Raw genomic sequence first — 13,520 nt, 5'->3', positions numbered from 1 at the left:
TATGAATACAAAAATTAAAATTACGTTGATTATGACTTGCGTATTGTTATTATCGATACCAAACATGATGTGGGGCCAAGAAACGCCAAAATTAAATGATTCAGAAATAGCTTCTGTGGCTGTTGTTGCCAATCAAATAGATATTGATTATGCAAAAATGGCTATTAAGCGGTCTAAAAACAAAGAGGTTATTGATTTTGCCAACAGGATGATGGAAGATCATAACGCTGTAATTCAACAAGCCGTTGCGTTGGTTACAAAACTAGGTGTAACTCCCAAAGATAATGAGGTAAGCCAATCTTTGTTAAAACAATCAAAAGAAACCCTTAAAAAGCTCAAAAAAACCAAAAAACAAGATTTTGACAAAACCTACATTGATAACGAAGTTGCATACCATAAAGCAGTTATTGATGCAGTTAACGGCTTATTAATTCCGCAAGCCAAAAATGCAGAATTAAAAAACCTATTGGAGGCAGTTGTTCCGGCATTAGAAGCACATTTGGGGCATGCAAAAATGGCACGAAGTAAAATTTCAAAATAATGCGAACACATAAATCTTCAATTTCAAAATATTTACTGTTTTTTGCGGCATTAATTTTACTGATAATGTTTTTAATGGGTTATAAAAATCCAGAAAACAATGTGGGTTTTTCCAAAGCGCCCACAACACATACGGTAACCATATTTAGAATGAAATTTAATCCCGCCAATTTAACCGTAAAAAAAGGAGATACTGTTGTTTGGATTAATAAAGATTTTGTGCCTCATGATGTTACCGAAGAGCTAAGCCATAAATGGACGTCAAAACCTTTTAATAAAGGCGAAAAGTGGTCGAAAGTAATTAATGAGGACATCGAGTATTTCTGCAATCTTCATAAGGTCATGAAAGGTACTATTACACTAGCTAAATAATAATAAAATAAGTAATTATGAAATTAAATAATATCATTAAAATAATTGGAGTTTTCATTTTTTTAATCACTGCAGTGGGTTGTGATAGAGACGATTCTGGTACTATTATCACAATCCCACCGGGTGAGGGTAATTTAAATTTACCCCCATTAGATCCACAATTGGTGGAACAAGGAAAACAAGTTTTTAGATACGATACGTTTGGTGATGAAACATTTTGGACCGATGTATTACAAATGAATCAAGTCATAGAAAGTGCTGTGAGTCCTGCCACAGCTTTAAGTGTTGGGTTGAAAGTTGATGCCGCGGCTTTACCAGAAGCCGTGGTAACAGCTATCCAAAACGGAGATGTAGATTTAGAAGATCCGCAAACCACATTAACACTCTTGCAGCTTAACGCTGTAGTTGGTGTTCAAGGACAGGTTAGCGAAAAAGAAGATGGTAGTTTAAAATTAGATCGTGTGGGTATTACTTGTGCCCTATGCCACTCAACTGTTGACGACTCATTTGCTCCTGGAATAGGGAATCGATTGGACGGTTGGGCCAACAGAGATTTAAACCCAGGATTAATCATTTCATTATCGCCAGCTTTAGATCAAGCTACTAAAGATATTTATGCGTCTTGGGGACCCGGAATTTACGACCCAAGATTCAATAATGATGGCATAAACAACCCCGTGGTTATTCCTCCTGCATTTGGTTTATATGGTTTACCCAAAGCTATTTTTACCGGTGATGGCGATATAGAGCACGAACCAGTGGGGCCAGTGGCTTATTGGAATAGATATGTGGCCGTAACTCAAATGCGAGGCCACGGATATTTTGAAGACCCACGCCTTGGTTTGGTAGTCGACAACAGAGAAGGCGACGACTTAGTAACAGATAAACTACCGGCATTGCAAGCATATCAATTTTCAATATCGGCACCAAAGCCTCCAACGGGTTCTTTTGATATGGCTGCAGCTGAACGAGGCAAGGTGCTGTTTTCGGGAAAAGGACAGTGTGCAACCTGCCATTCCGGACCCTTATTTACCGATGTTATTGAAGGCGGAAAATTGCACCCACAAAGTGCATCCGTGGCAATTGATAAAGATTATGTAAAGCGATCTGCAACAAAACTTTGGCGTGTTACACCATTGAAAGGTATTTGGCAGCATCCCCCATATTTTCACGATGGCTCTGCAGCAACATTGGCCGATGTGGTTGAAAGATATAACCTAGAAAACAATCTTAACCTAAGCGCTTCTGAAAAGACTGATCTTACCGAATATTTAAAATCTATTTAAAAAAAGGGGTTAGTAAACCAAAAGTGGTTGTTTATGTTGCTTTTTTAAATGCATCTCTTTTAAAAGCGGAATTCCCTAAGGGAATCTATTTTAAAAAAGAGGTGCATTTTTTTAAAATAGCCAAACATCAACCTATTAAAGACCTACGCATTTACAAGACCTCCCTCCTCTTTCTGTGTAATGAAAAACCATGCTAAAAGTTATCGGCACTGGTTTTATAATATTTCAACTATTTACAAGTTTTAATGAAACACTTAACACATATTTTATTTTCAACCAGAACCATGACCGTTCTGTTATTGTTATTCGCCATATCCATGGCCGTAGCCACTTTTATTGAAAATGATTATGATACCGCTACGGCGAAAACATTAATTTACAACGCTACTTGGTTTGAAATCCTTATGCTTTGGCTTATTGCCTTGTTTACCGTTAATATAAAAACCTATAGGCTTACAAGAAGAGAAAAGTGGCCAATACTCGTATTTCATTTGGCGTTTATTTTTATGTTTTTAGGAGGTGCAATTACTCGATATACGGGCTTTGAAGGGCAAATGCCCATTGAAGAAGGACAAACCACCAATAAAATAATCAGCGACCTTACCTATTTCAAACTAGTGGTCACCGATGGGAATAAAACACTCAGCTACGACAAGCATCCATATATGATGTCATATTTTAACGCTAAAAACACAAAGTGGCCATTTAAAAGAACTTTCAAACAAAATTATAAGTTTGATGATAAAGTTATTACACTTAAAACACTCGACTACATCCCGTTAGCTAAAGATTCCATTCAAAAAACAGAAAAAGGAGAGAAAATGCTCCATATAATAACTATTGACCAAGGTAGCCGAAAAAATAATTATATACGAACTGGCGAAACCAAAAAAATCAATGGGATGTTATTTAGTTTCAACAAGCCAATTAAAGGTGCTGTTCAGTTGGAAGAAAAAGGAGGTATTCTTAAAATTGCCCTTCCTACAAACGGTCAATATTTTTCCATGGAAGGTCAACAAAAAGGCGTGTTAATCGACTCGTCTTTATTCGCTCAAAACTCAGGAAAAATCAAAGCAAATAAATATACATTATTAAACAAAAGGGCCCTTTATACAGTAAACAACACCAGTTTTATTATTCCAAAAAACACCTTTAGAGGAAAAATCGTTTATTATAAAAGTGATAAGAGCAATCCTAACAATAAAAATCTTTTGGATATTATCCGGTTAAAAGTAAGCTCGGGAAAATTCGCGGACACCCTGATAATCAAGGGAGGAAAAGGCATCACCCAGTTAGATAAAACCATAACTATCAACGGTTTAAATGTATCTTTAGGATTTGGTTCTAAAATATTATACACAGACTTTCATTTACGCTGTGATGATTTTTTGCTTGAACGCTACCCAGGGTCTAACAATCCCTCTTCGTACGAGAGCAAAATAACGGTTATAGACACTGGTTATAAAAAACAACATCATATCTATATGAATAATGTTATGGATTATAAAGGATATCGTTTTTTTCAAGCCAGTTATTTTCCGGATGAAACGGGAACCATTCTTTCGGTGAATGCAGATAAGTGGGGAACTAACATGACCTATTTCGGATATTCATTATTATTTATTGGTATGTTTTTTACCTTATTTTGGAAAGATACTTATTTCTGGAAGCTGAATAAATCATTAAAAAAAACACATAAAAAAAACCGCAATCTGTTTCATTTCTTATTGCTTGTAGCTTTTTTAGGTGGCACTACCCCCTGTATTGCCCAAAACAATAAAGCCGAAATTACAGACACGGCAAGAGCTAAGCAGCCACTTCTGGGAGCAAACGCTCAATTTGCTAAACCAGAAGAACTTGGAACAAATAGAATTATTAATCCTAATCATGCCAAAAAATTTGGGCATCTTTTGGTTCAGGATTTTCAAGGTAGAATAAAACCTATGGACACACACACCTTAGAACTACTTAGAAAACTTTACAAAAAAGACGCTTATCAAAATAATAATATTCGTATAAATTCTAACCAATGGTTTATTTCAATGCAAATTGACCCTGGTTTTTGGGCAGACAAACCTTTGATAAAAGTTAGTAAAAAAGGAGGTGATAAACTTATTAAAGAAACTGGTGCTAATAGGGAAGGCTACACATCATATACAAATCTTGTTGACACAAATACCGGAATTTATAAGCTAGATGAACAAAACAGCAAATCTTTTAGTAAACGAAAAGCCGACCAATCCAATTATGACAAAGCCGTAATAGAAGTAACCGAACGATTCAATATTTTTAGCAATATTGCATTTGGGTATTACACAACGGCAATTCCTATAAAAAACGACCCCTTAAATACATGGACGAGTTGGATTTATAGTACTAATGAAAATTTAGTTGAAATTGACAAAACCGCATATGGGTTTTTGAACGATTATTTTAATGGTGTTAAAAAAAGTTTAAAAACCCAAAACTGGACTAAAGCAGATCAAGCTCTTGAAAACATAAATTCATTTCAACAAAATTTTGGAAAAGACGTTGTCCCAACAGCCTTAAAAGTGAATTTGGAAATTCTTTATAACCATTTAAACATTTTCTTTTGGTTAATGATTGCTTACAGTTTTTTGGGGCTTTTTATGATAATTCTTGGTTTTGCAGAGGTGTTTTCAATAGAATCGAAGCAGAATCGGAGTATTCGTTTTTTAATTAAATCAATGTCGGTGTTACTAATTGTGGCATTAATTATTCAAACAACAGCCTTAGCGGTCCGCTGGTTTCTTTCAGGGCACGCACCATGGAGCAACGGTTATGAAGCCATCATATTTATTTCAGCCATGGGTGTACTAGCCGGATTATTGCTTTATAAAAACCGGAATGCTTTTATTCCTGCTGCTGGGGCCTTGGTAGCTATGATTATGATGGGCTTTGCGCACGGTGGCTCCATGCTCGATCCGCAGATCACTCCTTTAGAGCCAGTTTTAAAATCTTATTGGCTTATGATACACGTTGGTATTATTACTTCCAGTTATGGTTTTTTTGGGTTATCGGCAGTGTTGAGCACCATTTCACTCATATTATTTAGTGCTAAACCCACTAAAAAAACAAAACATGCCATTAAAGAGCTGACCATAGTTAACGAAATGGCTTTAACCATAGGCATTTTTGCGCTAACCATAGGCACGTTTTTGGGTGGCATGTGGGCCAACGAGAGTTGGGGGCGCTATTGGAGTTGGGACCCTAAAGAAACTTGGGCATTTATTTCGGTTATTATTTATGCGGTCGTGCTTCATTTAAGATTGGTTCCGAAGCTTCGAGGTAAACTTACCTTTAATATAGCCAGCCTGTGGGCAATTTGGTCAATTATATTTACATATTTTGGGGTTAACTATTACTTAGCAGGTTTACACTCTTATGCAGCTGGCGACCCAATTCCAATTCCTATATGGATTTATATTACGGCTTGTTGTATGTTAATCTTATCATTAACCGCTTATTTAAAACATAGAAACAAACAATACATTAATTAAATAATTAACTAAGCTTGATGATTGGTTTACTTTATGATTAATGATTTTATTATAAATGAGTGATTAAAATTTGTAACCAGTCTGAATATAGTTTTGATTTACACCTATAGTGATTAAGTGTGATTTTACATCTTCTTCAAATTTTTTAGGGCCACAAACATAAAAATGCTGTTCTGTGTTTTTGATAAATTTTATTAAGTAATCTTTATCTATTTTACCAAAATGAAGATTTTTAGATTTAGTTCTACTTAAAGTAACAAACAACTTGGAGCTAAATAACTTTTTCAACTTTGTGTAAAATAAAATATCCTCTTTTGTCTTATTGGCATAAATTAACCTATGCTCTTTCTTTAAATCAATTCCTTTATCCCGCATGTCTTTAAATATGGGTAAAAAAGGCGTAATACCAGTCCCTGCAGCTATAAAAGTTCCTCTGCCATTATATTCGTAGGAATCCCAGGCTTTGGATAGTTGAACTACGTCATTAAGTAATAATTGGGCAATACCTTTTGTAAGACCATTTGAATTTGGATATATTTTTATAACAAACTCTAAATAATCGTCTGATGCTTCATTAACTAAAGTAAAAGGAGCTACAGATAGTTCGTAACCAGGTTTATCGATACTCAAATCAACTGCTTGACCAGCCACAAAATTGAATTTAAATGGTTTAGTTACCCTTAATAAAATAACGTCATGACTAATGGTTATAACATTAATAACCTTTGCTTTGTACGGAAAAATAAAACCCATCTCTTATAAAGTTTAAAAATCTTTATTTTTGGATGCATTTTTACTTAATTAGTTACAAAAAAAGCTCTCCATTTATGTAGCTGTTTTGTGGAAATAAAAATGAGGTGAAATTTTATGTCAAACTATTAAGTTGATCAATAAAATAGAATTATACCAAAGTAGGATTCAAAATAGTCTTAAACTTACGGCATCGCATAAAAAATGTTTATTCACACGAAGCCCATACATTTCGTAAACCCGATGTCACTAAATATAATACACGTAATAGCTCTAATGCAATTTGCTGTAGATAACTGGCATTTGTCCTTTCCAAGTAGCCCACAAGTTGTCGTTATCGATTAAGTTTGCCATAAAGTGGCCAACATTTATACGACTCACTTTACCCGCATTAAAAATGGCGCTCCGTGTTGGCGAAGGGTGTATTTCGTAAGCAGTTACTTTATCCTCGTTAATTAAGCCATCTGGCCTAACTGCAACCCATTCAATAAAATTATTGTTTTGACCAATTTGTGTTCGTAAATAATCTGCTGCTTTTTCATTATCTACATGAGGTGGCAACAACAAACGAAGAAGCCCAATAACACATTTTTGCGCAAAAGAAATAGGTTCGTTTAAGTCGCGATTTCGATTGCCAGTCGTATTCATTAATACAAACTTTGTTGGACTTTGCGGATAATTTGATTTTATAGCATGGCATAAGCGTCGCGTAGCATCTGTTACGAGTTTTCTTGGTTGTCCGTAAATGCCTTTAAAAGTTAAATTATGCCCGAGGCAAGACGCAACGGCTTGACAATCCTTGACTATTTCAACCATTTCCGTATCACTTAGTTCTAATATACTAGCAGAAATAATTTCCAGATTACCATTGGGTTTCCATGATTCCGGTAACTTTTCAGGTGATCTTACAATTACTTTTACTTGGTGGTTTTTAGCCAAAAGCTGTTCTACTAATTTACTTCCGGTGGCACCACTGGCACCCACTACTAAAACTGTCATACTGATTTATTTTGATTGCATTATTTGTTTTATAGACGATGTATTAGTACAATTGTTTCACTTAAAGACCTTTTGCTTTACGTAATATTTTAACAACGCGTGTATGTGTTATCTCCAACAAATTCCATTGGTAGCCTTCAAAATCGGTTGTGTTCATAAATTGAACGACAACAGCATCAATATCCTTATGGTATTCTGCCATACATTGGTAACCTGGAGCTAATCCGCCATGATTAAATTCATAGATTGACGCATAGATTTCCATTTCTTTTTCATTAAGTAATGTACCATCATTTAAAGCCCTTAAAAAAATACCAACATCTTCTGCTGTAGCTATCATCATTCCATTATTCTCGTTTTTGAAGTCTTTTTCAATGCCAACATAATAACCCCTCATAACATCGTCCATATTTACGTCATCAATTGAACCAAAAGTATTCTTCAACCCAAGTGGCATTAATATTTCCTTGTTGAAATAGTCCTGACGGCTACCTCCCGTAACTTGTTCTATGATTCTTGAAAGCAATAAATAATTCGTATTTGAATAACCATAATCTTTGTTTGGCTCGAAGTCTGCCGGTAAATCCAATGCATATTGAAGCACATCTATATTGGTGTTTGGTTGGTTTTTCCAAAAATCAGGATTGTCCGTGAAATTAGGAATGCCACTTCTGTGTTGTACCATCATTCGTAAGGTGATTTTATCAGCATTTTCTATTCTTCCTACGAGTTCTGGAAAGTAATCAGCAACTGTTTTATCCAAAGACAAAAGATTGTTATTAGCCAATTTAGTGATAGCAACTGCAACATAAAGCTTGCTAATACTTGCAATTTTGAACAAGGCATTAGGATTGGCTGGTATTTTTTCTTCTTTATTATGATAACCAGCTGTATAGAATGCTGGAGGTTTGCCGGCTTCATCTACATATACAATAACGCCATCAAAATCATAACTTAAAGTTTGATCGACTTGCTCCTGTACCGTATCTGGCAGTGGTAATATCCATGCTATTACCAATATCCAGGGCACAAACCATAAGGAAATTAAAGTCCCAACAAGTAATACGATTCTAAAAATTTGTTTTCCTTTACTTATTTTCTTTGAGGTATTCTTCATGAACCTATAATTTAATGGTTTTTTAATTTATGGTGCAAATATGGTTGATAACGCAATAAAAATAAATTATCAATTACCGAACTGTATAATAGTATGGATGAATTGATTAACTACACATGGTACAGTATTGTTCAATTATAACAATTGGCGCTAAAGCCACAGCATTTCCCTAAAATTATCACGTTAAAATTAAAACTATTTATATTATATTTAATTAGAAGAATATTAAATATATAAGTATGAGCGAAAAAAGGAAACTAGACAAGGAAAAGTTGCACCGTTTAATGTACACTTTATTCTATCCCGCAGTCTTAGGCACATTATTTATGCTTATTGTACTTGGTGGCTTTAACAAAGAAAAAATTCAAATTGGTTTTGCCATGTTTTTAGCATTGTACTTTAGTGTTCAGCATATTCAAAATAACGACAATTCGGATAAAGATTATATGGGTTTGGATTTTATATTCGATATTTTGGAACTTGCCAGCATGTTCTTTTTATTTTATCTTTTAGGAATTACCGAAAGCGTTTTAAATCCACAGTGGTGTGCATTTTATTTGGTACTTATATTTTCTTTTTTTATTCCGATACTAACCAGAATCTTTAAGCAAATATGTTATAGCCGCAGTTTTGATAAGAATGACAAAGAATTAAGCAGTATGTCATTAATAGCTATGTTGATTGGACTATTTAATATTATTTTACCGTTTGAAAACGTTAGAATAATCTCTTTAGCTTTATTGTTTTTAATGTTTGTATTTTACTCCTTTTTTTATGTTTTATTTACCAAACCTAAATAGAAATAATATTATGGAGAGTATTTCTCTAATGATTTTTTCCATTGAAACTCTTTCTTTTAAAAAGCCATAAACCATTGAAATTCTACGTTGGTTCCTAACCAAGTTACTCGATCCTTTTTTGATATTATTATATTGCTGAAAATGACTATAAAATTATCAAAAGCGGTATCGTTAGATATACATATGTGTTTTTTAAAAGATCCGGGAAAACTTTATGGAATGTTAGCGGCTCTTAATTCTTCCTTTGAAATAATAAGGGCCATTTTCAAGATTTTTATTATAAATGAATTTACTTCCCAATACAAAAATTAGCAAAAATATTCCCCAGTAAATCATCATTGGTAATCTCGCCTGTAATTTCCCCAAAGTGATATAAAGCTTGTCGAATATCGATGGCTAAAAGGTCGCCAGACAAGCCTGTTTCTAATCCGAATTTAACTTTATCAACTTCTTCTAAAGCTTTCAATAACGAATCGTAATGCCTTGTGTTTGTGATTATTGTGTCACTATTCCTTAAAGCACCGGTATTAACAAATTCCAGTAGTTTTTCTTTAAGCGTCTCAACGCCTTCTCCTGTTTTAGCCGATAATTTTAAAACATGGGTTTTCTCGATTTCTTTTGAAATAGCCGCAATTATTTCTTTATCGTCTTTACTTATTTCATCAACTTTATTTAAAATAACAAGCAATGGTTTTTGCGGATATTTATTTTTTATCTTCTCTATCTCAACCCTGAATACTGAGCTTTGAGTTTTGAACGCTTTGGCATCCAACAGCAGGACAACAACCTGAGCCTGTTCAATTTTTTCAAAAGTCTTTTTTATACCAATACTTTCAACAACATCTTTAGTCTCTCGGATACCAGCGGTATCAATAAATCTAAACCCAATGCCGCCAATTGAAATTTCATCTTCAATGGTATCTCGTGTCGTACCGGCAATATCCGAAACTATGGCGCGTTCTTCATTTAAAAGCGCATTTAAAAGCGTTGATTTCCCCACATTGGGTTCGCCCACAATAGCAACGGGAATTCCGTTTTTAATCACGTTTCCAACCGCAAACGAGTCTATCAAACGTTTTAAAACCAAACCAATACGAGCTACCAATTCTTTAAATTGGGTACGATCGGCAAACTCGACATCTTCTTCGGCAAAGTCGAGCTCCAATTCTATTAACGATGCGAAATTTAAAAGCTCTTCGCGGAGTTTGGCAATTTCAGACGAGAAACCACCACGCATTTGCTGCATTGCTATTTGATGACTCGCTTCGTTATCGCTAGAAATTAAATCTGCGACAGCTTCAGCTTGCGATAAATCCAACTTCCCGTTTAAAAAGGCACGTAGGGTAAACTCGCCCGCGGTAGCCATTCTACAGCCCTTTCGCAAAAACAATTGGATAATTTCTTGTTGAATGTAATTAGAACCGTGACACGAAATTTCGATAACATCTTCACCCGTATAAGAATTTGGGTTCTTAAAAATGGACAATAACACTTCATCAATGGTTCTTTCGCCATCAATAATATACCCTAAATGTATGGTGTGCGTCGCTTGTTTGCTTAATATTTTACCAGAAACCGATTTAAACTGTTTCTCCGCAATACGTATGGCATCGCTCCCAGAAAGTCGAATAACGGCAATGGCTCCTGCCCCAGAGGGTGTTGCCAATGCGACTATGGTATCTTGATTTATCATGACGCAAAAATAGTAAAATGCTTTGCCAATTTTGATAAAGTGTGTTTAATATAAACAGCAGTAAAATCCTTATTTAGAATTGCTAAAAATAAATATCTGACGTTTTCAAGAACAACAATTCGTAAAACACACCATATTTTCAAATTTCATTGGTACAAAAATAATGCCCAAAACCTGCATTTGTTTGATTAAAAGCAACTTAAACATAAAACCCTAACATTATTGTTACAGATTCAATCAAAACATTGTGTTCTCTATAAAAATAATATTATCCTTAAATATATTATGTATGCATAGTATATTTGCAAATCCGTTTTTTTCTAAATGTGACTTTATGCATCATCAAGTGTCATAAGTAACAGAAAACCAAAACAGTATAACTTTTAATCCACCTAGAGCAACGAGGAAAAGATTTGCAGTTTTATGAGAATAATCGAGTCTGAATTTTCAAATCACATCATTAAATCTGTACAAAAGGACTTGGGTAATATCTACTTTTTTAATCATATCGCGGTTGTTGAATTTAACGAAGGCGTACATGTCGACATTGACAATTCCAAAGAAATATTCGATGAAATTAACACATACTTTGGCACCGCAAAACCTTTTGGTGTTATTGCAAACCGAGTAAACTCGTACTCTGTAAAACTTTTAGATGCCGATTTATTTCGAAAAAAAGTTAAAAACCTATGCAGTTATGCGGTTGTTAGCTACAACCTTGCGGGCAAAATGAATGCCGAAATTGAAAACAGTTTCTGTCTTTCAGAAAACATTAGTTACAACAGCATAAAAGAGGCCATTAATAACGTTTACGGCAAAGTAAAAACCAGCACCTCTTTTTCCTTAAACTAAATAAATACCGTCTGGTTTTATTTCAATAAGTTTCTGTTTATACAACGAGCCTACCGCTTTTTTAAAGTTCTTTTTACTCATTTGAAGCTGCTCTTTTATAGCTTCCGGATTCGACTTATCGGTAAGATTCAAATACCCGCTATTATCCTGTAGTTCCTGCATAATGCGTTCTGCATTGGGCTCAATGTTTCTATAGCCAATTTGCCCTAAAGCAATATCCAATTTGTTGCCGGGGCGTATTTTTTTAACAATCCCTTTTAGTTTGTCGCCAACACTAATATCCTTAAAAATCTGATTATTGTAAATCAAGCCCAAATGCGTTTTATTTACAATCACGTTCATCCCAATATCCGATGGATGAGACACAATCAAATCCACTTCATCAAACTCGGCAACCGTAAGCTCTTTATTGTCTAAAAACCGGTTTGTTTTGCTCGATGCCACTAGCCTATCGGTTTTTTCATCCAAGTAACAATGCACCAAATACCAACCACCGGGTTTCATTTTAAAGGCCTGTTCCTTAAACGGACAAAACAATTCCTTAACCAAGCCCCAATCTAAAAAAGCACCGTATTCTGTAACTTGATTACAACGCAACAACGCAAAATCGCCTTTCATAATATAAGGAAAATCTGTTGAGGCAACCGGTCGTTCCTCATTGTCCAAATACACAAAAACATCAATTTTGTCCCAAATTTTAAAAGTCTCCGGAACATATCTATTGGGCAACAAAACCTCGTTGTCCTCATCATCAATTAAATACACGCCATGATCGGTTTCGCGCAGTATTTCCAAAGTATTTATTTGTCCTAAATGTATCATGTGGCAAAGGTAACAATTTTTAATCCGCGGTCGTAGTTTACAAGGCGCAACTTAATCGGTTATTTATAGTTTATTTTTTGGCGCAACCTTGCCCTTCGACTGCGCTCAGGGTGGCAGGTCGGGCTATCCACTACAAGTCCTCGCTTCGTCCCGATAACAATCGGGGCTCGCTGTGGGCTTTCCACTTCTATCCCTTGCGCAGCAGTCCGCTGTGGGCAGTAATCAGTCTGCAGTCGGTAATTATACCTGTTAAGTTTTGTAACGCCCAAACAACTATCAAACTACCCACAAAGCACTAAAATTTCGGCATAAAAAAAAGCGCTACAACAATTGCAACGCTTTTAAAATATATAAAACTGCCCATATTAATAAGCAGACTCTTTTTTAAAGTGCTTAACCAATAAATAGTAAACCACCGCTCTGTATTTATTTCTGTTAGATTGTCCGTATTTGTCCATAACGGCTTTTATGCCTTTATCTAAATCGGCGCTATCTTTTAATCCTAATTTTTTAATTAAAAAATTGTTTTTAACGGTGGCCAATTCGGTGTCGTCCGACCCTGAAACCGTTGCAGAATCTGCATTGTAAATTGATGGCCCACAACCAATTGTTACTTTGGTTAATAAATCCATGTCTGGGTTAACACCACATTTGTCTTTTAAATCTGCAGCATATTTTGCAATAAGCTCGTCTCTTTTACTCATAATTAAAATAGTTTTTTAATGAATTTTATTTGATTTTTTGCCTATAAGCTAAAAACTCAAAACA

At 34.9% G+C, this 13,520-nt stretch carries 12 protein-coding genes; 6 read left to right on the top strand and 6 right to left on the bottom strand.

Going from position 1 to position 13,520, the window contains the following annotated elements:
• Nucleotide 1 precedes the first annotated feature (1 nt).
• The 4 genes from RNZ47_RS06650 to RNZ47_RS06635 all read left to right on the top strand — a co-directional run bounded on the left by RNZ47_RS06650 (nt 2) and on the right by RNZ47_RS06635 (nt 5,719).
• Nucleotides 2-541, top strand: a complete 540-nt coding sequence (locus tag RNZ47_RS06650) for a DUF4142 domain-containing protein (RefSeq protein WP_311938025.1) — start codon at nt 2-4, stop codon at nt 539-541.
• A complete protein-coding gene (locus RNZ47_RS06645; RefSeq protein ID WP_311938023.1) occupies nt 541-912 on the top strand; it encodes a plastocyanin/azurin family copper-binding protein in 372 nt (123 codons plus the stop codon). Before RNZ47_RS06650 ends, RNZ47_RS06645 begins: the two co-directional genes overlap by 1 nt.
• Before the next feature lie 17 nt (nt 913-929).
• Complete coding sequence (locus RNZ47_RS06640; RefSeq protein ID WP_311938021.1) at nt 930-2,198, top strand: hypothetical protein; 1,269 nt, start codon at nt 930-932, stop codon at nt 2,196-2,198.
• A 245-nt stretch (nt 2,199-2,443) separates the two neighbouring features.
• Entirely contained in the window at nt 2,444-5,719 is a 3,276-nt protein-coding gene (locus RNZ47_RS06635; protein WP_311938019.1) for a cytochrome c biogenesis protein, read from the top strand.
• A 63-nt stretch (nt 5,720-5,782) separates the two neighbouring features.
• Here the strand turns inward: RNZ47_RS06635 and RNZ47_RS06630 are convergent, their stop codons facing one another.
• From RNZ47_RS06630 to RNZ47_RS06620, 3 genes are all read right to left on the bottom strand, one after another.
• On the bottom strand, nt 5,783-6,472 hold the full coding sequence (locus tag RNZ47_RS06630; RefSeq protein ID WP_311938017.1) for an FAD-binding oxidoreductase: 690 nt from the start codon (nt 6,470-6,472) through the stop codon (nt 5,783-5,785).
• Nucleotides 6,473-6,742: 270 nt separating this feature from the next.
• Nucleotides 6,743-7,468: an NAD(P)-dependent oxidoreductase gene (locus tag RNZ47_RS06625; protein WP_311938015.1), complete on the bottom strand. Its 726-nt coding sequence runs from the start codon at nt 7,466-7,468 to the stop codon at nt 6,743-6,745.
• A 61-nt stretch (nt 7,469-7,529) separates the two neighbouring features.
• Nucleotides 7,530-8,585 (bottom strand): serine hydrolase domain-containing protein, encoded by a 1,056-nt coding sequence (locus RNZ47_RS06620; protein ID WP_311938014.1) that lies wholly within the window; start codon nt 8,583-8,585, stop codon nt 7,530-7,532.
• 239 nt (nt 8,586-8,824) lie between these two features.
• Here RNZ47_RS06620 and RNZ47_RS06615 point away from each other — a divergent pair, with 239 nt between their 5' ends.
• Entirely contained in the window at nt 8,825-9,385 is a 561-nt protein-coding gene (locus RNZ47_RS06615) for a hypothetical protein (protein WP_311938013.1), read from the top strand.
• A gap of 289 nt (nt 9,386-9,674) precedes the next feature.
• Here RNZ47_RS06615 and mnmE read toward each other — a convergent pair whose 3' ends face one another.
• Complete coding sequence (gene mnmE, locus RNZ47_RS06610) at nt 9,675-11,078, bottom strand: tRNA uridine-5-carboxymethylaminomethyl(34) synthesis GTPase MnmE (RefSeq protein WP_311938012.1); 1,404 nt, start codon at nt 11,076-11,078, stop codon at nt 9,675-9,677.
• Nucleotides 11,079-11,501: 423 nt separating this feature from the next.
• Here mnmE and RNZ47_RS06605 point away from each other — a divergent pair, with 423 nt between their 5' ends.
• Complete coding sequence (locus RNZ47_RS06605; protein WP_311938010.1) at nt 11,502-11,930, top strand: hypothetical protein; 429 nt, start codon at nt 11,502-11,504, stop codon at nt 11,928-11,930.
• Here the strand turns inward: RNZ47_RS06605 and RNZ47_RS06600 are convergent.
• On the bottom strand, nt 11,922-12,752 hold the full coding sequence (locus RNZ47_RS06600) for a CvfB family protein (RefSeq protein ID WP_311938008.1): 831 nt from the start codon (nt 12,750-12,752) through the stop codon (nt 11,922-11,924). The genes RNZ47_RS06605 and RNZ47_RS06600 overlap by 9 nt on opposite strands.
• A gap of 365 nt (nt 12,753-13,117) precedes the next feature.
• Nucleotides 13,118-13,456, bottom strand: coding sequence for a DUF2853 family protein (locus RNZ47_RS06595; protein ID WP_311938006.1), 339 nt, complete (start codon nt 13,454-13,456; stop codon nt 13,118-13,120).
• Nucleotides 13,457-13,520 lie beyond the last annotated feature (64 nt).

The sequence above is a fragment of the Hwangdonia seohaensis genome (assembly GCF_031932625.1).
Taxonomy (GTDB): Bacteria; Bacteroidota; Bacteroidia; order Flavobacteriales; family Flavobacteriaceae; genus Hwangdonia; species Hwangdonia seohaensis.
This window is presented reverse-complemented; position numbering and strand designations above follow the sequence as displayed.

Coding starts and splice junctions, on each gene's coding strand:
- RNZ47_RS06650 (WP_311938025.1), top strand. CDS start 2: ATGAATACAAAAATTAAAATTACGTTGATTATGACTTGCGTATTGTTA.
- RNZ47_RS06620 (WP_311938014.1), bottom strand. CDS start 8,585: ATGAAGAATACCTCAAAGAAAATAAGTAAAGGAAAACAAATTTTTAGA.
- mnmE (WP_311938012.1), bottom strand. CDS start 11,078: ATGATAAATCAAGATACCATAGTCGCATTGGCAACACCCTCTGGGGCA.
- RNZ47_RS06640 (WP_311938021.1), top strand. CDS start 930: ATGAAATTAAATAATATCATTAAAATAATTGGAGTTTTCATTTTTTTA.
- RNZ47_RS06600 (WP_311938008.1), bottom strand. CDS start 12,752: ATGATACATTTAGGACAAATAAATACTTTGGAAATACTGCGCGAAACC.
- RNZ47_RS06625 (WP_311938015.1), bottom strand. CDS start 7,468: ATGACAGTTTTAGTAGTGGGTGCCAGTGGTGCCACCGGAAGTAAATTA.
- RNZ47_RS06615 (WP_311938013.1), top strand. CDS start 8,825: ATGAGCGAAAAAAGGAAACTAGACAAGGAAAAGTTGCACCGTTTAATG.
- RNZ47_RS06635 (WP_311938019.1), top strand. CDS start 2,444: ATGAAACACTTAACACATATTTTATTTTCAACCAGAACCATGACCGTT.
- RNZ47_RS06645 (WP_311938023.1), top strand. CDS start 541: ATGCGAACACATAAATCTTCAATTTCAAAATATTTACTGTTTTTTGCG.
- RNZ47_RS06630 (WP_311938017.1), bottom strand. CDS start 6,472: ATGGGTTTTATTTTTCCGTACAAAGCAAAGGTTATTAATGTTATAACC.
- RNZ47_RS06595 (WP_311938006.1), bottom strand. CDS start 13,456: ATGAGTAAAAGAGACGAGCTTATTGCAAAATATGCTGCAGATTTAAAA.
- RNZ47_RS06605 (WP_311938010.1), top strand. CDS start 11,502: ATGAGAATAATCGAGTCTGAATTTTCAAATCACATCATTAAATCTGTA.